This is a genomic window from Nonomuraea recticatena (assembly GCF_039533245.1).
In the GTDB taxonomy this organism is placed as follows: Bacteria; Actinomycetota; Actinomycetes; order Streptosporangiales; family Streptosporangiaceae; genus Nonomuraea; species Nonomuraea roseola.
This window is the reverse complement of record NZ_BAAATE010000014.1, coordinates 180,411-202,921: the sequence shown is the minus strand read 5'-3', so window position 1 is coordinate 202,921 and position 22,511 is coordinate 180,411. Positions and strand designations below refer to the sequence as shown.

Here is a 22,511-nt window from a genome sequence, read left to right as displayed (position 1 = left end):
GCTGCCGGGTTGCCTGCACCAGGAGGGCCGAGGGAACTCGGAGCGGTACGGGGTGGTCAGCGGACTCGGTCGTAGACCATGGCCATTTCGCCCAGCTCGCCGGTGTGCTGGTGAGAGAGTGTCCACTTCGTGGCCGGCAGGCCGTCGTCGAACAGGCGCTGCCCGCCCCCGGCGATCTCGGGGAAGATCATGAGGTACAGCCGGTCGAGCAGGTCCGCCGACAGCAGCGGCTTGATGATGCTCGCGCTGCAGTTGACGAGGATGTCGCCCTCACCGGCGGACTTGAGTTCGGTGACGACGTCCGTGGCGGGGGCGTTCACCACGCGGGTGCGTTCCCACGGCGCTTGGGTCAAGGTGGTCGAGAGGACCACCTTCTCCGTGTCGACCAGCCACTTCGCGTACCCGCGATCACGCGGATCGGCGTTCTCGTCGTCGGCGACCGACGGCCAGTACCCCATGAATCCCTCGGCGTTGAGCCGGCCGAGCAGTGCCGTCGTCGCGCCCTCCCAGATGCGGGTCATGTGGTCGCGCGCGACCTCCGTGGTCACATACGGGGCGAACGCCCCGAAGTCGCTGGGCCCGCCGGGACCGTTGTAACGCCCGTCGAGGGTGAGGCTCAGGTTCGCGGTCACCCTGCGGCCGGTCGGGTTGGTCATGTCGTGCTCCTTGTGTCGGTGTCGTGCCCGGTGCTCACGTGCTCGGTGCTGACGTGCCCGGTGGTGTCGGTGTCGTGCGGGCTCGCGGCGAGGGTCGCCGCGAGCTTGTCGAGGCTCTGGCCGAAGCCGATCTCGATGCCCGCGATGAAGTCCGCGGAGTCGACGGTGCTGTCGGTGATCCGCCAGTGGACGTCGAGGTCCGTGCCGGTGTCGGTGGGCCGGAGGCCGAGGTCGACGTGGGCGGTGAAGGCGAGGCTGCCGTCGGGAAGCAGCGGGGAGAGCCGGTAGGAGAGGCGCTCACCGGGGCGTACGTCGTCGACGACTCCATGCGCGCGCCCGGCGACCAGGTCGGAGCCGTCGGCGTCCTCGGCATCGCGGTACTCGTGGACGATCCGCCCACCCGGCCGCGCCTCGAAGAGGAGCTCGGAGACGCGCAGATCGTCGGGCGTCCACCATCGGGCCAGCAGGGCGGCCTCGGTCAGGTGACGCCAGACCAGCTCCGGGGGTCCCGTCAGTGACCGGCGGAATCTGAACGAGCGGCTGTCGGCCCACCCCTGCTCCTGCGCGGCGAGCCGCTCTGCGCGCAGGCTCAGCCCGTAGCGGTCGTAGGTCTCGCGCGGGCCACCGGCCTGGTCGGCGGTGTCGGCGAGCCGGCTGAGCGCCGCCGCCAACTCCCGCAGCGGACCGGGCTGGAGCGCGTAGATGCGGCGCTGGCCGGTGCGCTGGGAGGTGACGACGCCGGCGCGCTCAAGGGCCTGCAGATGCTTGGTCGTCTGCGGCTGGCGCGCCTCGGCGAGCTGGGCGAGGACGCCGACCGGGCGGGGCCGCTCGGCCAACAGGCAGACGAGCCGCCAGCGGGCCGGGTCGGCCAGTGCGGTGAGGAGTGCGTCCATGAAGTGAAGTATTCACCATGGAGAATATTCGTGTCAACGAATATGTAGAGGAAGGTCAGCTTCGGTCGAGCCCGCATCCGGTCGAGGGGTGAGCGTGCCGCTCCTGGGGTGTCACCCGTGGTGGAGTCCTCCGTCTCGTGTCAGTGCGGGGACGCCGGGGCCGGTCAGCTCGTCTGGGCCGACGGGCCTCCCGGACACCGCCAGCAGCAGTGCCAGGGCGGTGCCGCGCACCTCAGGGCCTTCGCCGACGTCGACAGCCGTGTCGCTCGCCATCAGGCGCAGTCCACGCGCTCGTTCCTTGCCTCCGCCGAGCGCCACCCCCGCGCCGAGCTGGTAACGCAGCGCGGCGGCGACGTGCTGGACCGGATAGTCCCTGCTGAGGCCGAGCGGGCGGCGGATGTCTTCCCCGTGCACGAACGCTTCGACCAGCCGGGTGGCTTGCGGCGCAGGAGCCCCGGTGGTCCTCCGGCTCGCCGCGCGGAACGAGGCGAGCGTGCGTCGGGGTTCGCCGGCGCGCTCCCGGGCGACTCCCGCGTTGTTGTAACGGTCGAAGTCGAAGCGGGCGGCGGCAAGACGGAGAAGGAAGCTCAGGCGGGTGGTCTTGGCGTCATCGGCGAGATGGGCCACGACGTCGTGCACGTCCCAGCCGGGGCACAGGGACGGTGTGGTCCACCGCTCCGGTGGGACGGTCTCCAGATCTCGGATCAGTGCCTCGCGTTCGGCGTGGACCACGGCCCAGGTCTCGTTCATGGCTGCCTTTCGCTGAGGAGATCAACTGAACTGTACTGTACAGGAAAGTTGCTTCTGTACTCAAAAGTTCAGTTGAAAGAGCCGGCAGGAGGTCCCTGCATGGACGCCTGTCACGGGCCGCGATGCCGTACCTGCATCGCCTCTCCAGGGCCGCGCGGACGCGCGGAGGTAAACCTGCGCAGTACGGCGCGCGGCGCATACCGCCCGAGTCGTAGCGGCAGGTAGCCATGCGGCCGATGAGGGACGGAGAGGATCGCGGCTAACATGCGCTGATGCGCGCAAGGGTGCTGCCGTCCCTCAGACGGCTCGCCGAGATCGATCCTTTCGTCGTCGACCTGACATTCAGCGTGGTGGCCGCCGGCACCACCCTGGGGTTCGGATTCGCGTTCGCCACGGACTCCGGCGATCTGGGCTATGCGCAGCGCCCCCTGGACGCCGTCGGCGTGGGGTTGACGCTCCTGACCAACCTCGTGCTGGCATGGCGGCGGAGGGCGCCGCTCGCCGTGCTGGCGATCTCGTGCGCTGCGGCGGTCGTCTTTCACGCGGCGGGCTACGACTCCAGGCTCAACGAGGTGGCACCGCTGCTGGCGCTCTACACCGTGGCCAGCCGGCGACGCCCGGCGGTGTCGCTCCTGTGGGGGCTGCCCGTGGCGGCCTCCTGGTGGCACGCGTCGTTCCTCGGTCCTGGCGAGTACCTCTGGCCGAACCTCGTGCAGGTGAGCGTCATGGTCGCGGTCGCCTGGACGTTCGGCAACAGCACCCGGCTGCTGGTCGAGCGCAACAAGCAGCTGGCCCACCTCACGGAACGGCTGCGCCAGGAGCAGGAGGACAGGGCGCGGCGCGCCGTCACCGAGGAACGGGTGCGCATCGCTCGCGAGCTGCACGACGTGGTCGCCCACCACATGTCCGTCATCGTGATCCAGGCGGGGCTGGCCCGGTACGTCTTCGGCTCCGACCCTGCGACGGCGCGTGGCGCGCTCTCCACCATCGCCGACACCGGCAGCGAGGTCATGGGCGAGATGAGGCGGCTGCTGTCCGTCCTGCGCATCGACGCCGACGACGAGGGGGACGGCTACGACTCGGTCCCCGGCCTGCAACGGCTCGACCAACTGGTGGAACGGGTGCGCTCGGCGGGCGTGCCGGTCCATGTGTCGATCACCGGTTCCGTGCGCCCGCTGCCGTCCGGGATCGATCTGTGCGCGTACAGGGTCGTTCAGGAGTGCCTCACCAACGTGCTGAAACACGCGGGCCAGGCGAGCGCGTGGGTCTCGCTCACCTATGGGCGCGAGCTCGAGCTACGCGTCGCCGACGACGGCGTCGGAGCGGCGCCCACCTCGCAGGGAGACGGTCACGGCTTGATCGGCATGCGCGAACGCGTCAAGCTCTACAAGGGAACGGTCACGGCCGGAGTAAAGCCGTCAGGCGGATTCGAGGTCGTGGTCACCCTGCCCATGCCGCCCCCCGGCATTGTCCATCAGCCCTCCGACCCGCCCGGTGAGCCGAACGCATGATCAAGGTACTCGTCGTCGACGATCAGATTCTCATCCGTGCGGGCCTGGCGGCGCTCATCCGCGCCGTACCCGACCTGGACGTCGTGGGAGAGGCGGCGAGCGGCGAGGAGTCCGTCGGCATGGCGGCGGCCACCCGCCCCGACGTGATCCTCATGGACATCAGGATGCCCGGGATGAACGGCGTCACGGCGACCGAGCGCATCCTCGCCGCGGAGCACGACCACCGGCCCCTGGTGCTCATCCTGACCACCTTCGACCTCGACGAGTACGTCTACAGCGCCTTACGCGTAGGGGCGTCGGGGTTCCTCCTCAAGGACACCCCGCCCGAACGGCTCATCGCCGCCATCCGCACCGTCGCCTCCGGCGACATGCTCTTCGCCCCCAGCGTCACACGCCGCCTGATCGAGGCCTACACCCGCCGCCCCACCCCGGCCGCCGCTCCGCCCTCGCCCGAGCTGGGCGCCCTCACGGCCCGCGAGGCCGAGGTGCTCAAGCTGGTCGGGCACGCGCTGTCCAACACCGAGATCGCCAGCCGCCTGTGCGTCAGCGCCGCCACCGTCAAGACCCACCTCAACCGCGCCATGACGAAACTCAACCTCTCCAGCCGCGCACAGGCGGTGGCGCTGGCCTACGAAGCCGGCCTAGTCACCCCCGGCAGGTAGAGCCTGATGCTCCGCGGCTCCTAGCCGACCACGGTGATGTGCCAGGCCTGTGAGAGCGACTTCTTGCACGGCCACTGGATGGCGGCCTTGCCCTTGCGGGCCTGTCCGTTGCCGATGGCCAGGCACATCCCGGTCGCGCCGTTCATGAAGTGCCGCGGCAGCTCGGATTCCGGGATGTCCCTGGGTCCGCGCCACAGCCGCTTCTGCTTCCAGCGCTGCGCCCACCCGCCGTTGCACGTCCACTGGATGGCGGCCTTGCCCCTGCGCTCCTGTCCGCCGCCGATCGCCAGGCACATCCCGGTCGCGACGTTGACCAGATGCCCCTCGGACGTCATCAGCCAGCGCTGTGCCGGGCTGTGGATGCAGGGCCACTGGATGGCGGTCTTGCCCTTGCGCGCTTCACCGCGGCCGATCGCCAGGCACATGCCGGTGGCGGCGTTCTTCAGTTCGACGACGGCTCCGCCGGAGGCCTCGGCGGGAGCCACCAGCAGGCCACCGGCCAGCGTGATCCCGGTCAGGAGGGTCATGGCTGCACGCATAAAGTCCGTCCTCTCTCGTATGTGGCGGCCATACAGGGCGCTGTGAACGGGCTCGCTGCAGGGAAATGGCGCAGATCCTTCCGCGAGCGATTCGTTCGAGGCCGTTGGGCCGCATCAGGTTACGAACGGGACGCCGTCCTGCGCGTCAGCCGCAGGGTGGAAAGAGAAGGGGATCTTCACCCGCCCTGCCGACGGTGCTGCAACTTCTGCGGTAGCCCGCCCGCGGTATGGCGGCGCCCCGTCAGGCGGCGGCTCCATGAGGTCATCAGTGGCAGGTCTGCTGATAGGCCAGTTCGGGGATGTGCGCTTGCCACTCGGCAGGGGACAGGCCGCCGTCCCGGCGGCAGATCACGGCGGTGGCGGCGCCTGGATCGACGGTGATCTCCCGTAGGGCCCCGTCGGCGGATGAGACGAGGAGAGAGGTCCTGTTGAACGCCACGGCCGGTACGGACCGGGTGTGGTAGGTGATCGGTGAGGCGATCCGTTGGTATCCCCGCCAGTCCCATAGCTGGATGCCGTATTCGCCTTCGCCGGCGACGGTGGCGAGCAGTTCGCCCCGCGGGTAGGGAACGAGAGCGTTGATCGATGCCGTGTGCGCGGTCTGCGGCGGGGACAGGGGGGTGCGCAACTCCCTGTCCCAGAACGTCACACGCCCGTCGACGTCGCCGATCGCGGCCATGTTCTCGATGAAGAGGATCTCTCCCTCGGCGCGGGCGTCGGATGATCGCCGGCGCATCTCGCCGGTGGCCGTGTCGACCAGCATTCGCCCCTCCGGGGACACGTCCACGAACAGCCGGCGCCCGTCAGGCTCGAAGATCATGATCCCGGATCCCGCACCGGCGACGGTTCGGATCCATCTGCGCGCTCGCACGTCCCACAGCTCCAGGTCCCACATCGCCTCCTTGTCATCTGGGTACGGGAGCGGGACGAACGCGACGGTTTCGCCGTCGGGGGAGAAGGTCAGGGACATGACTCCGACGGCGCCCCGGCTCCGGACGCGGAACGCGCCGACGCGACGGCCGTTCGTGACGTCCCACAAGGTCACCACGGGGGACGCGGGGTGGGCGAGCGCGAGCGTACGCCCGTCGGGGCTGAACACCGGCGCGTACGCCGTCTCCGTGGAATCCTCTTCAGGAAGATCGTCGACGGGTAGCGGGCCGCTCACGGGTTTGCGCGCGGCGACATCCCAAAGGCGCACCTCCGGCCTGCCCTTCCGGTGATTCGTCGTCACCAGGTAGCGGCCGTCGGGGCTGAACAGCCGCTCGTCACCTCCTGGAGCGAGTACCTCGGGGTGGGTGTAGGGGGAGATGTCCAGGACGTTCACCGTGCCGTACTGGCCGGTCACCCGGAGACGGCGGGTATCCGGTGAGAAACGGGCATCGGCTGCCACGACGTCGGAGGGAATCGGGGAGCTCATCAGCAGTGTGCCGTCGTCCACCCGCCACAAGGTCACCCGCCCCTCCGCCTGCGTTCCGACCAGGAACCGGCCGTCGGGGCTGAACTCCACACGCCCGGACGCCGGAAGCAGCGGGCGTAGAACCGCCTTGCCCGAGGAGAGGTCGAACAGCCAGATGCCGTCGGAGGTGGAGACGGCCAGGTGCTTGCCGTCTGGGCTGAACACGCCGTCCGTGGCGGTGTGCGGCAGCCAGGAGGCACGGAGCGGCTTGCGCTGTTCGAAGTCCCACAGCTCCACTCGCCGCCCCGAACTCCTCCCATCGCCGGAGGACGACAGGGTGGCCGTCAACTCGTCGGCGTTCACCGGGATGACCAGGGCCAGCCGGCCGTCCGGGCTGATGGCGCTGACCGGCTCAAGGAGCACGCGTGTGCCGTCCGCGACGCTCCAGACTTCGTTCAGCTCATCGCGGACCCCGATGAGAAAGCGCCCGTCCGGACTGAACTCCGTAGGAGCGAGCTGGGGGAATGCCACGCCGAGATCCGTCAATCGTGTGCCGTCGACGGCCCATAGCCGGGTGTCGGTATCGTCGTCCACCGCCACCGTACGGCCGTCGGGGCTCCACACCACTTTCCAGACCTGCTGCCCGCTCCATCTCGTGTTCGCGATCTCCTTCTTGGTGACCAGGTCGAATATACGCAGGGCGGCAGGCTCGGCCGCCGTCCCGGGTGTGTAGACGGCCAGTTTGGTGCCGTCCACGCTGAGCCCATGCACCAGGTCCGTCGCGTTGTACGGGGCGGTGACGACGTCCACCAGGGGGAGCGCCATCGAGTCGATCACCTCGCTCCTGGCCTCGGGGACCTGGGCGATCCGCCAGGCCGCGGCGCTCAGGCGGCGGGCCAGCTGCGGGTCGCTCATCCGCAGGGTGGCCGCGCGCCTGGCGGCCAGCCGGGCCGCCGCCTCCGCCAGCCGGTCGTCGGCCAGTCCGGCCTGCCGGACGGCGACCCCCGCCGCGACCATGGAGGCGACCAGCAAGATCACCAGAACGGCCGAGACGGCGACCCGCATGAGGGAGGTGCGCCGGGCCAGTGCCGCGCTCGCGTGAACGAAGTCCCGTTCCAGGGGCGTGAGGTCGTCGCGGTCCCCCGGCTCGACGAACAGCTTGTCGACGACGGCCAGGCGGGCGCCCCGGTAGAGCAGCCCGGCATCCCGGCCATGCGCCTCCCACCCTTGGGCCGCCTCGGTCAACTGCCGATGTGTGCGTAGGCGATCGCGTCCTTCGTCCACCCATCCACGCAGTCGCGGCCACGACTCGATCAAGGCCTCATGCGTGAGCTCCACGCTGTCCTGGTGCAGCGTGAGCAGCCTGGCCGCGGCCAGCTGCTCGATGACCAGCGCGGTGTCCGCCTCCTCGTAGGGGTCCAGCTCGGCCCGGGCGGCGGGACGGCGGGTGTCCTGGGCCTGCTCGCCCGGACTGATCAGCCTGAGCAGGACCCGCCGGGCGATCCTCGCCTGCGCCGGCGACAGGCCGGCGTAGAGCTCCTCCGCGGTATGGCTGATCGCCCCATGGACTCCGCCCACGCTCTCGTAGGCGCCCAAGGTCAGCATCTTGCCCGTACGGCGGTGCCAGACCTCCCGCAGCGCGTGCGACATCAGCGGAAGCGCCCCCGGCTCGTCGGCGACGTCGGCGACGATCGCGGCCGTCAGCGCCCGCTCCACCGTCAGGCCCTCGGCCATCGCCGGCCGGACGATCGCCTCCCTGAGCTCCTCGTGCCGCATCGGCCCCACCAGCAGGTTGGCCTCGCGCAGCGCTACGGTGAGCTCGCGGTGCTCGGCGCATCGCCCGTAGAAGTCGGCGCGCACCGCTATGACCACCTTCATCCGGCTCTGCGGTTGTCGCGCGCTGAGCAGCAGGTCGATGAACTGCCCTCGCTCACGCTGGTCCCGGCAGAGCGTGAACACCTCCTCGAACTGGTCGACCACGATCAGCGTGTCGAAGCCGCCCTCGACAGGGACGAACCGGTCGGCGTGCCGCATCGGGTGTTCCCCCGGGGTGAGTATCAGGCTCTGCCCGAGGGACTGACCTGAGGGTGTCGTCTCCCCACGTGCCGCAGGGACGAGCCCGGCACGCAACAGGGACGACTTACCGCTGCCCGAAGGGCCGAACACCGCGGCGAAGCGATGCCGCCGAAGCAACTCGTGCAACTCCTCGACGAGCCGCTCCCGTCCGAAGAATCGACCGGAATCATGGGTGTCGTAGGAAGCCAGCCCCAGGTACGGCCCGGCGGCGTCGTCCTCGTCCGCCCTCCGGCGGGCCAGTTCATCGGCGGCCTGCTGCCAGCGGCGCTCCCATTCGGAGAGGTCTCCGTCGCATGCCTGCACGAAGGCGAGGACGACGGGCAGCGAAGGCAGACGCTCACCCGCCGCCGCCTGCGACAGCGTGGTGACCGAGTAGCCCGCGCGCTTGGCCATGGCCCGATAGGTGAGGCCGTCCGCTTTCTGGCGCAGGTCGCGTAACTCGGAGGCGAAGCGTTGAACCGGTCCCGCTGCCGGGTCCACCGGACTTTCGCGACGGCCTGCCACCGCTATCGGGCTCCGTTCACTGGACGACCAAGAGCTTTCGCCTCGACGCGTGACCCGGGTTCGCCGATCGCGTGCGTCGCGGCGTGCAGGCCTGCGCGCGCAGGCGACGCCCGAGGGCCGATCGGTGTCAGGAGCCGCTGCCACGGGTCGGGGAGGCGTGGCGAGGATCCGTTCGCCGAGAGAAGCATTGTTTGCCTGTCTGATGAGGGGTGTCGAACAATCGTGCCGCCATGATCCTGGTGCCACAGGTCTCCGCGGGCAAACGGTCAAGGGCCGCTTGCCGCCGGGGGCCGCAGGGGGAGCTGTTCCGGCCTGCTTGCCCATCGAGACCAGTCTCGTGATCCCGTCCCCCCTTGATCACCCACTGAGTGAAGGACCTCCATGCGCACGAGCTCCAGGACCACCGCCGTGGTCGTGACCGCCCTGACCGTCCTGTCCCTGTCGCCCGCCGCGTCCTCACAGGCCGTGGCGGCCTCCGCCGGCCCCGGCCGGGCGTACGTCAACGGCGCCACCGGCATGTGCCTGGCCGTGGGCGGGGGAGAGGTGAAGGCCGGCAAGCCGGTGATCCAGTGGCCCTGCATCGGGAGCAAGGCCCAGCGCTGGATCCACCGCTCCGACCGTCGGCTGGTGAACGTCAAGACCGGGCTGTGCCTGGCGATCGGACGGGGGGAGAAGAAGCAGGGCAAGGTCGCGATCCAGTGGCCGTGCACCGATGGCGGGCTGGCCCAGGAGTGGGTCTACGACGGCATGCAGCGGCTGCGCAACAGGGCCACCGGCATGTGCCTGGCCATCGGGTCAGGCGAGAAGCTCAAGGGCAAGAAGGCGATCCAGTGGCCCTGCAAGATCACCTCCGAGCAGGCCTGGTTCCGGCGGTGACAGCGCCGCGGTAGTGCGCTGCGAGTCCGTGCTTCCACGATCGGATGGCGACGAACGTGGAGGACGAGATGGACGATGACGTGGTCGGCACGGCGGTGCTGGACCGGACAGCCCCCCTACCGGAACGGGACCGGCGCGGGTGGCTCGCGGTCGTGGCCCTCGGGATCGGCGCGTTCGCGATCGGTACCGACATGTTCGCGATGGCCGGGATGCTCGGCGGGATCTCACGGGACCTCGGGGTCACCGTCGGCGCCGCGGGGCTGACGGTGACGGTGTTCGCGCTGGCGTATGCGATCGGCGCGGTGCTGCTCAGCGCTCTGCTCGGGTCGTGGCCGCTGCGACGGGTGCTGATCGGCTCAGCGGCGCTGTTCGGGATTCTGAGTCCGCGGCCGGCGCGCTGTCCGGTGGCCTGGTGGTCGACGCCGCGGGAGTCGGCGGTCTCTGGGTGATCGCCGTCGCCTGCTGCGGCGCCGGCCTGGCCGTACACGGCATCCTCGGCAGGGAGGTCCTGGCATGATCGAGCGTGCGTGTGATGTCGCCGACCTGGGCGTCATCCTGGGGATCTGGGCGCATCCTGACGACGAGGCCTACCTGTCCGGCGGTTTGATGGCGATGGCCCGCGACAGCGGATCGCGGGTGGTGTGCGTGACCGCGACCTGCGGTGAGCTCGGCACGGGCGACCCGGTGGAGTGGCCGCCGCATCGACTCGCCGCGGCGCGCGCCCGCGAGCTGGCGCGCTGCCTGGAGATCCTCAGGGTCGGCGAGCACCACTGGCTCGGCTACAGGGACGGGCAGTGCGCGCAGGTCAGCAGGTCCGAGGCGGTCGCGCGGCTGTGCGACGTCATCGAGCGGGTGCGGCCCGACACCGTGCTCACCTTCGGCCCTGACGGCATCACCGGTCACCCGGACCATCAGGCGGTCTCGGCCTGGACCACCGCGGCGTTCGGCCGCGCCGCCTCACCAGGAGCGCGGCTGCTGTACGCCACCTTCGCGGAGCGGCGGGCACCGCGCTGGAGCGCGCTCAACGAGAGCTTGGGCATCTTCCCGCCGGGATACCCGATCACGACACCGGCCCACCTGCTGGCGGTCGACCTCGTGCTGGACGCGGAGACGGCGGCCCGCAAAGTCCGTGCCCTGGCGGCGCAGGAGACGCAGACGAGCGAGCTCATCGCCGGCATGGGCGTCGACTGTTTCACGGCATGGGTCGGCGACGAGTCGTTCGCCGAGCCGCGCGCCCAACGGCTGTCAGGATCGAGTGAGGTTCCGCTCGATCGCCTGCCGAGCCAGCTCGAGGAGGGCGACCCGGCTGGGGATCGGCGTCGCTGAAGCGGCCACGGCGCGCGCGGGGCGCTCGCCGTGGGAGCGGTCCACGGCCGGAGCGTCGGGAGCCTGGCCCGCCGCGGCGTCGATCAGCGCGGCTGGCTCGTCGTCGCCGAGCCTGCGTAGCAGATCGGCGAGGTTGCGCAGGGTGACCCACAGGTGAGTCCAGTTGCCGTTGCGGGCGAAGTATTCGATGACGTCACGGTAGCCGCCGAGCGCCTCGTGGACCCGGCCCGTGGAGGCGCGCACCGACAGCAGCCCGACGGTCGCGACGCCGACGAGAAAGGTCGCGCCCGAGGTGCGGGCCAGGTCGATGGCACGGAGGTAATGCCGCTCGGCCGGCTCGCTGTGGCCCGCGAGACTCTCGATCTCCCCGGCGACGTAGGCGCCCCACGAGAGCATCGTGGGCGACACCGCGACGGCCAGCCCCCGCTCGTTCAGTCCGCGCGCCGCATCAGGATCACCCGCGTAGGCGGTCGCGAGGGCGGCGATCCCCAGGCTCTCCCGGTGCGGGCCGGCGAGAACGGTTGCGGCGAGGGAATGCTCGACCACGTCGTCGTAGGCGCCGCGCGCCAGGTCGGCCACCGACAGCACCATCAGGCAGTGCCATGACCCGACGCTGTCGCCCGCCTTCTCCAGCCCGGCGCGGGCGAGCCGGTCGGCCTGGCGGTAGTCGCCACGGTGGTAGGCGGCTTCCCCCGCGGTCGCGAGTACGGCGCCGGCCCGCGGGTGGGCGGCGAGCGCCTGGTCGCCGGCCAGTTCCTCTGCCCAGTCCCGAAGCTCGATCAGGTCGCGGTAGGCGACCGTCTCGAACAGCGCGATGACCATCGCCGCGGCCTCGTCCAGACAGCCCCGGCTGCGAACCAGCCGCCACGCGGCCCGCAGGTTCGGCAGCTCGCGGCGCAGGACGGCGTCCGCCTCGGGCTCCCGCTCGATGGCCATGGTGGCCTCGATCCATGAGGTCAGCTCCACAGCCCATCGGGCCATGCGCTCCACGGCGGCCTTCTCCTCGCCTGCCGCCGCGAGCCGGTCCAGCCCGAAGGCCCGCAGCGTCTCCAGCATGCGGTACCGGGTGGTCCCCTGGAAGGAGGCGTCGATCATGGAGGCGTCGACGAGACGGGCCAGAGCGCTTCCCGGATCACTGTCCAGGCCCAGCTCGGCGGCGAGCCGCTCGGCGGTGTCGAGATCGACCCCGTCGGGGAAGACCGACAGATGCCGGAACAGCCGCCGTTCGTCCTCGGTGAGGAGCTGGTACGACCACTCGATGGTCGCGCGCAGCGTGCGGTGCCGGGAGTCCGCGCTGGGCCTGCCACCGCCGAGCAGGTCGAGCGAGCGGTCCAGGCGGCCACGCAGATCGGCGAGGGACAGCGTGGACAGCCGGCCCGCCGCCAGTTCGATGGCCAGCGGCATCCCGTCGAGCCGGCCCACGATGTCGGCGACCGTGCACAGCTCCGCCGGCGTCGGCGGTGGACCGGGCCGGACCCGTCGGGCCCGGTCCAGGAACAGCGCCACGGACGGTGCCCTCGAAGGGTCCTGGTCGGGGCGGGGCAGCGGAAGCGGCGCCAGCCGTGAGACGTATTCGGCCGCCAGTCCGAGGGGTTCGCGGCTGGTGGTCAACAAGGAGATTCCGGGACATGAGGAGAGGATCACGTCCACCGTGTCCCTGACCCCGTCGAGCAGGTGCTCACAGTTGTCGATCATCAACAGGCCGGGACGGTCGCCCAGCACGGCGACGCAGGCGGACAGCACGTCACCCTGGTCGATCTTCAGGTTCATGGCCGCCGCCAGCGCGTGCGGGATGGCGGCGGGGTCGGTGACCGGCGCCAGCAGCAGCACCGTCGCCGTGCCGCTCTGCAGCGCGACCTCCAGGGCGACCCGGGTCTTGCCGATGCCGCCTGGCCCCACGAGCGTGACCAGGCGCTCGGCCGCCAGCAGCCGATGCAGGGCAGCGACCTGGGACTCCCGGCCGAACAGCCGCGTGGTCGGCCGGGCGGGCCCCTCGGGCCGGCTGGGAGCGGAACCGGCGGCACCGCCGACGATCTCGCGCTCGAGCGCGTCCAGCGCGGCTGAAGGATCGAGGCCGGTCTCCTCGACCAGCCTGCGCCGATACTCCCGTCCGATGCGCAGGGCCTCCGGCGCCTGCCCGGTCGCCGCCAGCGCCCGCATGAGCAGCAGGACGGCGGGCTCCCGCAGCGGGTCGGCGGCCGACGACGCGGCGGCCAGGCCCAGGATCTCATCAGCCTGTCCTGCGGCGACGGCGCTGTCGACCAGCGCGTCGGTCACCTCGCGGCGCAGCTGCGCGTACTCCTCGACCGCGGTGGCGATGGGCACGACGTCGGAGAGGTCGGCGAGAACCGGCCCTCGCCACAGCCCGTGCGCCTCCTGCAGCAGGGAGAGCGCGCCGGCCGGGTCCCGCTGCGCCGTCGTACGCGCCGTCGCGAGCAGTGCTCGCGCCTGTGCCGCGTCCAGTTCGTCGCGCTCGAGCGCGAGCAGATAACCGTCATGCCGCGTCTCGAGCCGGGCCGCCGCAGGACCGAGGTGCGCACGCAGCCGGGACACGTGGTTGTGCAGGGCCTGACGCCCCGATTCGGGAACCTCCGACGGCCAGAGCGCGTCCACGAGGCGATCGACCGTGACGACGCGGCCCTCGGCGAGCGCGAGCAGCGCGAGCACCGCACGCCGTTTCGGGCCGGACACGTCCACAGGGGCGCCGTCAACGAGGAGCCGCAGCGGCCCGAGCACCTCCACCCGGACCGGCGGCGGCAGGCTCCTGACTGCCATGGCATCCCCCGTGTCCAACACTCCCGTGACGAGGACGAACTCGGCCTGTTAGCACGACGATAGCCCGTGCGAGGGCCGTGAAAGGCCGCGGGCCGACCCTGGGGTTGTGACCGGCACCAGCCGGTCCGACAGGAGGGGAGACCAGAGATGGACCACGAGAAGGTGAACGAGTTCCTGGGCCGGTTCGTGAGCGACCTGGCAGCGACCGACGCCGCCGGCTCCGTCGTGATCGGCCAGCGGCTCGGCCTCTACCGCGCGCTCGCGGAGGGCCCGGCGACGCCCGAGCAGTTCGCCGAGCGCACCGGGTGCCACCTGCGCTATCTCACCGAGTGGCTGCGCGGACAGGCCGCCGGGGGATATGTCAGCTACGAACCGGAGACCGGTCAGTTCTCGCTGACCGAGGAGCAGGCGTTCTGCCTGGCCGACCCGAACGGTCCCAACGTGCCGACGGCCTTCCTCATCTCTCTGGGCATGCTGCGCGCGGAACCGCGCATCACCGAGGCGTTCCGTACCGGTGCCGGCGTCGGCTGGCACGAGCACGACGAGGACGTCTTCGTCGGGTGCGACGCGTTCTACCGGCCCGGCTACGTCGCCGAGCTGATCCCGAACTGGATCCCCGCGTTGGAAGGAGTCGAGGCGAAGCTGACGGCCGGGGCCCTGGTCGCCGACGTCGGCTGTGGTCTCGGCTCGTCGTCGGTCCTGCTCGCCGAGGCGTATCCGCGTACCACGGTCGTCGGCTCGGACTACCACGCCGATTCGATCGCGCTGGCGCGCAAGAGTGCCGCGGAGGCCGGGCTCGCCGACCGGGTCAGCTTCGAGGTGGCCACCGCGCAGACCTTCACAGGGACCGGCTACGACCTGGTGACGATGTTCGACTGCCTGCACGACATGGGCGACCCGCTCGGGGCGGCCAGGCGGGTGCGGGAAGCGCTGGCTCAGGACGGCACGTGGCTTCTGGTGGAGCCGTTCGCCTCCGACAGGGTCGAGGAGAACTTCAACCCGGTGGGACGGCTGTACTACAGCGCCTCCACGTTCCTGTGCGTCCCCAACGGCCTGTCCCAGCCGGGCGGGTACGCGTTGGGCGCGCAGGCCGGTGAGGCGGCGATCCGCGAGGTGATCACGGACGCGGGCTTCACCCGATTCCGGCGGGCCGCGCAGACGTCGTTCAACGTGGTCTACGAGATCCGGCCGTGAGGCGGGCGGCGGGCCGCCGTGGGCGCTCGACTGGACGGCACGCGCGTCATCCGACGTCGGGGGGTCGGGTCGCGAGAGCGCGGCGCTGCTCAGCCGGCGAGGAAGGCGCGCATGTCGTCGGCTTCGGGCAGTCCCATGCGCACGTAGACATCCAGCGCGCCGGCGGCGTGCTCGCGGGCCAGATCCCGCTCGCCGCGCTCGCGGTGGGCACGGGCCAGCCCTTCGTGGGCGGCGGCCTGCCGGGCGGGGTCGCCGGCCTCGACCGCCATGGCCAGGGCCGCACGGTGGTCCTCCACCGCCTGTGTCATCTCGCCCAGGTGGCGCGCCGCGGTGCCCATGCCGTTGAGCGCGTCGGCCTCGCCGCTGGGGTAGTCGAGGCCACGATGGTGCTCCAGCGCCTGCCGGTAGTGCTCCAGCGCCTCCGCCGGGCGCCCCCGCCACAGGCAGATCTGCCCCAGGTTGGCGCGGATCGTGCCCTGCCCGCCGGGCAGCCCGATCGCCTCGAAGCCCGCCAGCGCCTGCCGCAGCGCCCCCTCGGCCTCGTCGTAGCGGCCCTGCCGCCCGGCGACCAGCCCCAGGTTGCCCAGCACGATGGCCACGTCGGTGCCGGCGTCCACCTCGCGGAACAGCTCAAGGGCGGCGCGGAAGCGCTCTTCCGCCCGCAGGTCGTCGCGCTCGCGCCAGCGCATGTCGCCCAGCGCGTTCAGCGCTCTGGCCTCGCCGTACCGGTCGCCGATCTCGCGGGCCAGATCCCTGGCGTGCTTGGCGTCGTCGTGGGCGGGGTCGTAGCGGCCCTGGCGGGCGTTCATCGACATCCACTCGTTCAGCAGGTGCACCTCGCCGCCCCGGTCTCCGAGGTGGCGGGCGGCCTGCAGCGCCCTGCCGTACAGCGGGAGCGACTCGGCGTGGTGGGCGTGGCCGTCGAGGTAGGGGTAGAGGATCCGCGCCAGCAGGACCGCGTGCTCAGGCCAGCCCTGCTCGGCGGCGTACGTCCCCGCCGTCACGAGGTTGGCGCGCTCGCCGTCGAGCCAGCGCAGCGCGTCGGCGGGGCGGGCGAAGGGCTCCCCCGCGGGTACGGCGGGCCGCAGGTGCGCGCCTGAGGGGTAGAGCAGGTTCGTGGCGGTGGCCGCCGTCCTCACGTAGTGGTCGAGCAGCCGGGTCAGCGCCCCGCGCTTCTCGTCCCGCTCCTCGGCCGCCCCGCGGGCGAGCTCGCGCAGCAGGTCGTGCTGGTGGTAGCGGCCCGGCACGTTCTCCAGCACCAGGCTGGCGGCGACGAGGTCATCCAGCAGCCGGCGCGCCGTACTCACCGGGACCTCGGCGAGCGCGGCCGCGGCGTGCACGCTCAGGTCCACGCCGGGCGCCAGGCCGAGCAGGCGGAACATGCGGTGCTGCCCGTCGTCGAGGTCGCGCAGCGACATCGACAGCACCCCCGAGGTGCCCAGGTCGCCCTCGCGCAGGTACTCCGCCAGCGTCTCCAGCGTCCAGGCCGGGCGGTGCCGCATGCGCGCGGCGGCCACACCGAGGACCAGCGGCAGGTGCCCGCAGCGGCGCAGCACCTCCTCCAACGCGGGCGAGTCCTGCGCCCGCGCGTCGCCGAGCGCCGCGCCGAACAGGTCGGCCGCCTCGCGCGGGCCGAGCACGTCGAGCGAGACAGCGTGCGCGTCGCCGAGCCCGACCAGCCGCCTGCGGCTGGTGATCAGGACGATGCTGGACCCGGCCCCCGGCAGGAGTGGCCGCACCTGCGCCTGGCCCGCGACATTGTCGAGCACGACGACGGCGCGCCGCATGGCCAGCTCCGACCGCCACAGCGCGGCGCGCTCCTCCACCGCCTCCGGTATCCGCCCGGACGGCACGCCGAGCGCGGCCAGCAGGATCCGCAGCGCCTCGGCGGGCTCGACGGGATCTCGGCAGGGGGTGAAGCCGTGCAGGTCGAGGTAGAGCTGCGCGTCGGGGTAGTCGGAGGTCACCCGGTGAGCCGCGTGGACGGCCAGGGTGGTCTTCCCGACCCCGCCCATCCCGTCGATGGCCACCACGCGGTCGGCGCGCGCGGCCGTCAGCATCGCGGCCAGTTCCTCCTGCCGCCCGGTGAACGTGGTGATGTCGTACGGCAGGTCGTTGCGGGTCACGGTGACGGCGGGACCCACCCGGGGGCCGCGTTTGCCCGCCTCCCACAGCGGCCGCAGCGGCCGGGGGTCGACGCCCGCTACCTGGCAGAGCCCCACGACCACCGACCAGGGCGGCACGGCCTGACCGGTCAGGTAGCGCGAGAGCGAGGAACTGCTCACGTGGAGTGAGCGCTCCAGGTCGCGCAGGCTGCGGCCGCCGGTCTCCCGGATCTGGCGCAGGCGCCGTGCGAGATCCTCGCTCATGCTCCATCCTTCGGACGTCCCGTCCCGGGACAGCGCAGGGACAACTGGATCTCACTGTATCGCCCGAGGTCAGCTCGTCCGCCCAGACGGTGATCGCCGTCCCGGACGGCTCGCGGCCGGTGGCGGGCCGCCGTGACCCCGTGGCGTCATGGAGCTGCGAGCCACTCATTCAGGAGGACACCATGAACCCTCGGATGCCGAACCCCGTCACCGTGCTGCCCGGCGCGATGCGGCCACTCATGAAGATCGTGGAGGTCGCCAGGCAGGGCGGTGTCCCTGAGACCACGCTGGAGCTGGTGCACCTGCGGGTCAGCCAGGTCAACGGCTGCAGCGCCTGCGTCGACGGCGGGTCACGCACCGCCAGGAAGTCGGGTGAGAGCGAGGAGCGCCTGGGGGCGGTGACGGCCTGGCGCGAAACGCCGTACTTCACCGACGCCGAGCGGGCCGCGCTGGCCCTGGCCGAGTCGGCGACCCGGCTGGCCGACCGGCAGGACGCCGTCCCCGACCAGGTCTGGGACGAGGCGGCCAGGCACTACGACGAGCGCGGACTGGCCGCGCTGATCCTCATGATCGGTGCGACGAACCTGTTCAACCGGCTCAACGCCTCGACGCGGCAGATCGCAGGGGCGTGGGGCTGACCGATGAGCACCACCCTGACCACCCTGAACCCGCCCGCCCGCTCCCTCGCCCTGCGCGTCCGCGACACCCTGGACCGGCTCGACCGAGACGTCGACGCCTGGTTCGCCACCGCCGATCCGGCCGGCCTCGCCACCTTGCCGGCATCCTGCCCGCATGAGTGCGGAGCCGCCGCCCCGCGACCCTGGACACCCGGCGACGACGGAGGGCAGTTCCACGCATCTGTGGCAGCGCGGGCGCCGGGCCGACGTGCCGAACACCATCCGCCATGACGACAGCGTCGACGTGTGGCGGTGTCCGGGAACGCCGCCGGCTGGGCCGGGAGCGGGCGTGCGTCGGCCGAGGTCAGGAGCTCGTGAGGATGACGAGTTGCTGGGTCGCCCGGGTCATCGCGACATAGCGGTCGACCGCCCCCTCGATGCCCTCGCCGAACGCCTCCGGATCGATGAGGACGACCAGGTCGAACTCGAGCCCCTTGGCCAGCTCGGGAGTCAGCGACCGGACGCGGGAGGTCGCAGGGAAAGCCGGATCGCCGATCACGCAGGCCGTCCCGTCGGCGTGCGCGGCCAGCCACGCCTCCAGGATCGAGTCCAGCTCCGAGACGGATCCATGGGTGACGGGCACGCCGTTGCTGCGGATGGAGGTCGGCACGTTGGCGTCCGGCAGCGCGGCCCGGATGACCGGCTCGGCTTCGGCCATGATCTCCTCCGGCGTCCGGTAGTTGACCGTCAGCGAGGCCAGGGTGATCCGGTCGAGCCCGACCCGCTCCAGCCGGTCCTGCCACGACTCGGTGAACCCGTGCCTGGCCTGGGCGCGGTCGCCGACGATGGTGAAACTGCGAGACGGGCAGCGCAGCAGCAGCATCTGCCACTGCGCGTCGGTCAGTTCCTGCGCCTCGTCCACGACGATGTGCGCGAACGGGCCGGCCAGCAGGTCCGGCTCGATGCCCGGCACCGCCGTCTCGTCGACCAGGGCGTCTCGAAGGTCTTGCCCGCGCAGCATCGTCACCACCCCTTCACCGTCGTCATCGGCATCCAGCAGGCGGTCGACGACCTGCGCCATGCGCTCGCGTTCGGCGGCGACAGCCGCGTCCTGGCGGCGCTTGAGCCGGGCCGCCTCAGGGTCGCCGAGCCGCTGGCGGGCCGCGTCAAGGAGCGGCAGGTCCGACACCGTCCAGGCCTGGGCGTCCTCACGCTGCAACACCCGGATCTCCTCAGGGGTCAGCCAGGGAGCGCACAACCGCAGGTAGGCCGGCACCGTCCACAGGTCGCCGACCAGGTCGGCCGCTTCGAGCAGCGGCCACGCCCGGTTGAAGATCGTGAGCAGCTCCCTGTTGCGCAGCAGCGACTTGCGCAGCAACTGCGGCGGCGCCTCGTCCTCGTCGTGCTTGTCCAGCAAGATCGTGAGGAGTTCCTCCCAGATCACGTCACGCGCGTCGTTGTGCGGCGTGCCGGGATCCGGCGCCGCGAACGCCTCGGCCCAGTCCTCGGCGCTCAACCGGATGTCGGACCAGGGAGTGGTGACCGTCATCGGCTGGGCGGGCGGGTTCTCATAGAACCGGACGGCCGGCTCGATCGCCTGCACCATGCGCGCCGACGACTTCAGACGCTCCACCTCCGGGTCGGTCTCGATCGCCGGCGCGGCTCCTTCGGCGACCAGGTCGCGCAGGGTGCAGGTCTGCACGCCCTCCTCGCCGAGGCTGGGCAGGACGTCGGCGACGTAGGCCAGATAGGGCTGGTGCGGACCGACGAACAACACGCCGCCGCGGTGATGACCCAGACGGGGGTCGGAGTAGAGCAGGTAGGCCGAGCGGTGCAGCGCCACGACGGTCTTGCCGGTGCCAGGGCCGCCGTCGACGACCAGCGCGCCGGCGGACCCCGCCCGGATGATGGCGTCCTGGTCGGCCTGGATGGTGCCGAGCACGTCACGCATCCGGGCCGACCGGTTGCTGCCCAGGCTGGCGATGAAGGCCGACTGGTCATCGAGCGCGGCGTGCCCGACGAGCCCGTCGGAGGTGAACACCTCATCCCAGTAGTCGCTGATCCGGCCGCGGGTCCAGCGGTATCTGCGGCGGCTGGCCAGCCCCATCGCGTTGGCGTGGGTGGCTCCGAAGAACGGCTCGGCCGCGGGGGAGCGCCAGTCGAGCAGCAGCCGGCGTCCGGTGCTGTCGGTCAGGCCCAGCCGTCCGATGTAGACCGGCTCGCCGCCGTCCGCGCTGACCATGTGGCCCAGGCACAGGTCCAGCCCGAAGCGACGCAGGGTGCGCAGCCGGGCGGTCAGCCGGTGGATCTGCATGTCCCGGTCCATCGCGGCGCGGCCCGCGCCGCCGGGCGCCTTGCGCTCGGCCTCCAGCCGGTCCGACAGGTCGGCGATCGACTCGGTCAGGGTCTGCGCGATGGCCGCGAAGTGCTGCTCATCACCGGCGATCAACGCCGGGTCGGCCTTCGGGGCGAGGTGGCCGGGAAGGTCAAAAGCGCTGGTGGTCAGGTAATTCACGTTCATGGCTCCGATACAGGGTCGCCGGCGCCCTCGCGCGCGGCGAGGCGTCCGGACCGGGGTGACGAACCTGGCGGCCATGACAAGCGACGCGCTGTCTGACATGGCCGCCATGGCCGTTCCCGGTTCCAGCCGCCAGGGGTGGCGGTTACTCGTGTTCTGACGGTCTACGTGTGATTCAGGCGGAGACGGGCGGCCTTTCGCGGCTGACCGCGTCCAGCAGCAGCGTCGCGGCCACCGTCGCCCCGTCGGCGCGGATGGTGCCGGCCACGGCGGCCGCCCGCACGCGGGTCTCGGGGGCCAGGGCCGCCTCCAGCGCGGCTGACAGGGACTCGGAGGTCGGCGTCGGACCGTCGTGTGCCGCGCCGATGCCCAGCTCGGCCACCCGGCCCGCCCAGTACGGCTGGTCCGCCCCCTGGGATACCACCACCTGCGGAGCGCCGGCCCTGGCGGCGGTCGTCGTGGTGCCCGCGCTGCCGTGGTGCACGACGGCGGCCACCCGGCGGAACAACACCTGATGGTTGACCTCGCCGACGGCGAGACAGTCGCCCCCGTCGTCGATCAGGTCCAGGCCGGCCCAGCCGTGGCCGACGAGTACGCGGCGCCCCTGCGCGCGGATCGCCTCGATGGCCACCCGGGCGAACTCCTTCGGGGCGCTCATGGGCGTACTGCCGAAGCCCACGTACACCGGTGGTGTGCCGCCGTCCAGGAACGCCGCCAACCCGGCCGGGAGCGGGCGCTCGTCGGTCAGGATCCACGCGCCGGTCTGCACCACGTCGAGGCCCGTCGGCTGCCACGGGGACAGGATCGGGTCCGTCGCCAGCCACGGGCGGTCGGTGAAGGCGTAGTCGCGGACGTTGTCCACCGGCGGCAGGCCGATCGACGCCCGGTGGGTGTTGAGCACCTCACCGAACATCGCCTGCGCGATCTCGGCGTCCAGGTCCCACAGCGCCCGGTTGTCGGTCACGTCCGATGGCAACGGCCGGCCCCGCCGCGGGGGCGGTCGACGGTACGGCGACGGCAGGATGACCGGCTGGTGGCTCACATGCACGTAGCGGATGCCCAGTTTCTCGGCCACCGACCGCGCGCCGGCCGTGGCCGGCAACGGGCCGGTCGCCACCAGCGCATCACATCCCTCGGCCGCCGCGGCGACCGTGTCGAACTGCGCGGCCATCAACTCGGCCACACGCTGCGGCAGGCCCACCGCCGACCCCGGCGTCACCGTGGTCACCAGCGGGCGCACCGGCCGGCCGGCCGGCACCAGCGGCACCCCGACTCCGGCCAGCAGCTCCACGAACTCCTCGTCCGGCGGCGCGCACATCCGCACCTCCGCGCCGAGTGCCCGCAACCCCACGGCGAGCCCCGCCATCGGTTCAACACTTCCGCGCGACCCATACGCCGACAACAACACACGCACTCCGCGTTCCTCATTTCCGCAGGTTCTGGCCTCGGTCGGCGATTCTGCAGCACGACAGGGGTCTTGCCGCAAGCCCCCTGGTGCGCTATACGTTGAGAGTGGAAAGGAGCGGGCGCTCTCCTTTCCCTTTTCGTTGTCCGCCATCGACGGACCCCTCTTGTCGTCCGCGATGGATGGACAGGCCCTTCGCCACCTTCGGCTGCCTGCACCGGGCGCTTCGGGCGCGCTTCGGGCGTGCCTGGATGAGTCGACTGTCGCCAAGACGTTGAAGATGCTCCGGCAGGACGCCGACCTGGTCTTCAGCGTTGCCGCGCACCGAGGGGACGCGCCGAACCTACCGGACCGCCACCCCCGCGCCTACACCTACGCCCGAAGCCGCCCCCGTGGCGGCGCCGGCAGCCCGGCAGACCTGGCGGCATTCCCCCGCCTTCCGTC

At 71.6% G+C, this 22,511-nt stretch carries 17 protein-coding genes; 8 read left to right on the top strand and 9 right to left on the bottom strand.

Annotated features, from left to right (window positions below; translation table 11 throughout):
• Nucleotides 1-56 precede the first annotated feature (56 nt).
• From ABFX50_RS26285 to ABFX50_RS26275, 3 genes are all read right to left on the bottom strand, one after another.
• Nucleotides 57-656, bottom strand: coding sequence for a dihydrofolate reductase family protein (locus ABFX50_RS26285; protein ID WP_346150007.1), 600 nt, complete (start codon nt 654-656; stop codon nt 57-59).
• Entirely contained in the window at nt 653-1,549 is an 897-nt protein-coding gene (locus ABFX50_RS26280; protein WP_346150006.1) for a metalloregulator ArsR/SmtB family transcription factor, read from the bottom strand. Before ABFX50_RS26280 ends, ABFX50_RS26285 begins: the two co-directional genes overlap by 4 nt.
• 111 nt (nt 1,550-1,660) lie before the next feature.
• Nucleotides 1,661-2,299, bottom strand: coding sequence for a maleylpyruvate isomerase family mycothiol-dependent enzyme (locus tag ABFX50_RS26275; protein ID WP_346150005.1), 639 nt, complete (start codon nt 2,297-2,299; stop codon nt 1,661-1,663).
• A gap of 272 nt (nt 2,300-2,571) precedes the next feature.
• Between ABFX50_RS26275 and ABFX50_RS26270 the strand changes: the two genes are divergently transcribed.
• A complete protein-coding gene (locus ABFX50_RS26270) occupies nt 2,572-3,810 on the top strand; it encodes a sensor histidine kinase (RefSeq protein WP_346150004.1) in 1,239 nt (412 codons plus the stop codon).
• The gene (locus ABFX50_RS26265; RefSeq protein WP_346150003.1) at nt 3,807-4,472 is read left to right on the top strand and encodes a response regulator; all 666 of its coding nucleotides are present in this window, start codon (nt 3,807-3,809) and stop codon (nt 4,470-4,472) included. Before ABFX50_RS26270 ends, ABFX50_RS26265 begins: the two co-directional genes overlap by 4 nt.
• Before the next feature lie 20 nt (nt 4,473-4,492).
• On the opposite strand, the gene ABFX50_RS26260 is transcribed toward ABFX50_RS26265, so the two are convergent.
• Both ABFX50_RS26260 and ABFX50_RS26255 read right to left on the bottom strand, forming a co-directional pair.
• Complete coding sequence (locus ABFX50_RS26260; RefSeq protein WP_346150002.1) at nt 4,493-4,999, bottom strand: RICIN domain-containing protein; 507 nt, start codon at nt 4,997-4,999, stop codon at nt 4,493-4,495.
• A 277-nt stretch (nt 5,000-5,276) separates the two neighbouring features.
• A complete protein-coding gene (locus ABFX50_RS26255) occupies nt 5,277-9,311 on the bottom strand; it encodes an nSTAND1 domain-containing NTPase (RefSeq protein WP_346150001.1) in 4,035 nt (1,344 codons plus the stop codon).
• A gap of 57 nt (nt 9,312-9,368) precedes the next feature.
• On the opposite strand from ABFX50_RS26255, the gene ABFX50_RS26250 reads away from it, so the two are divergent.
• From ABFX50_RS26250 to ABFX50_RS26240, 3 genes are all read left to right on the top strand, one after another.
• Nucleotides 9,369-9,863 (top strand): RICIN domain-containing protein, encoded by a 495-nt coding sequence (locus ABFX50_RS26250; protein WP_346150000.1) that lies wholly within the window; start codon nt 9,369-9,371, stop codon nt 9,861-9,863.
• A gap of 68 nt (nt 9,864-9,931) precedes the next feature.
• Nucleotides 9,932-10,312, top strand: a complete 381-nt coding sequence (locus ABFX50_RS26245) for an MFS transporter (protein WP_346149999.1) — start codon at nt 9,932-9,934, stop codon at nt 10,310-10,312.
• Between the two features lie 64 nt (nt 10,313-10,376).
• Nucleotides 10,377-11,189, top strand: a complete 813-nt coding sequence (locus ABFX50_RS26240; RefSeq protein WP_346149998.1) for a PIG-L deacetylase family protein — start codon at nt 10,377-10,379, stop codon at nt 11,187-11,189.
• On the opposite strand, the gene ABFX50_RS26235 is transcribed toward ABFX50_RS26240, so the two are convergent.
• On the bottom strand, nt 11,109-13,964 hold the full coding sequence (locus ABFX50_RS26235) for an AfsR/SARP family transcriptional regulator (RefSeq protein WP_346149997.1): 2,856 nt from the start codon (nt 13,962-13,964) through the stop codon (nt 11,109-11,111). The two genes, ABFX50_RS26240 and ABFX50_RS26235, sit on opposite strands and share 81 nt — an antisense overlap.
• 147 nt (nt 13,965-14,111) lie before the next feature.
• Between ABFX50_RS26235 and ABFX50_RS26230 the strand changes: the two genes are divergently transcribed.
• Complete coding sequence (locus tag ABFX50_RS26230; RefSeq protein ID WP_346149996.1) at nt 14,112-15,158, top strand: class I SAM-dependent methyltransferase; 1,047 nt, start codon at nt 14,112-14,114, stop codon at nt 15,156-15,158.
• 89 nt (nt 15,159-15,247) lie between these two features.
• Here ABFX50_RS26230 and ABFX50_RS26225 read toward each other — a convergent pair whose 3' ends face one another.
• Nucleotides 15,248-17,527 carry an ATP-binding protein gene (locus tag ABFX50_RS26225; RefSeq protein WP_346149995.1) on the bottom strand — a complete coding sequence of 760 codons (2,280 nt, stop codon included), beginning with the start codon at nt 17,525-17,527 and terminating at the stop codon, nt 15,248-15,250.
• A gap of 182 nt (nt 17,528-17,709) precedes the next feature.
• On the opposite strand from ABFX50_RS26225, the gene ABFX50_RS26220 reads away from it, so the two are divergent.
• Both ABFX50_RS26220 and ABFX50_RS26215 read left to right on the top strand, forming a co-directional pair.
• Nucleotides 17,710-18,165: a carboxymuconolactone decarboxylase family protein gene (locus ABFX50_RS26220; protein ID WP_346149994.1), complete on the top strand. Its 456-nt coding sequence runs from the start codon at nt 17,710-17,712 to the stop codon at nt 18,163-18,165.
• A gap of 3 nt (nt 18,166-18,168) precedes the next feature.
• Complete coding sequence (locus ABFX50_RS26215; protein ID WP_346149993.1) at nt 18,169-18,435, top strand: hypothetical protein; 267 nt, start codon at nt 18,169-18,171, stop codon at nt 18,433-18,435.
• A 73-nt stretch (nt 18,436-18,508) separates the two neighbouring features.
• On the opposite strand, the gene helR is transcribed toward ABFX50_RS26215, so the two are convergent.
• Nucleotides 18,509-20,665 carry an RNA polymerase recycling motor ATPase HelR gene (gene helR, locus ABFX50_RS26210; protein ID WP_346149992.1) on the bottom strand — a complete coding sequence of 719 codons (2,157 nt, stop codon included), beginning with the start codon at nt 20,663-20,665 and terminating at the stop codon, nt 18,509-18,511.
• A 172-nt stretch (nt 20,666-20,837) separates the two neighbouring features.
• Nucleotides 20,838-22,070, bottom strand: coding sequence for a glycosyltransferase (locus ABFX50_RS26205; protein WP_346150032.1), 1,233 nt, complete (start codon nt 22,068-22,070; stop codon nt 20,838-20,840).
• Between the last annotated feature and the right edge of the window lie 441 nt (nt 22,071-22,511).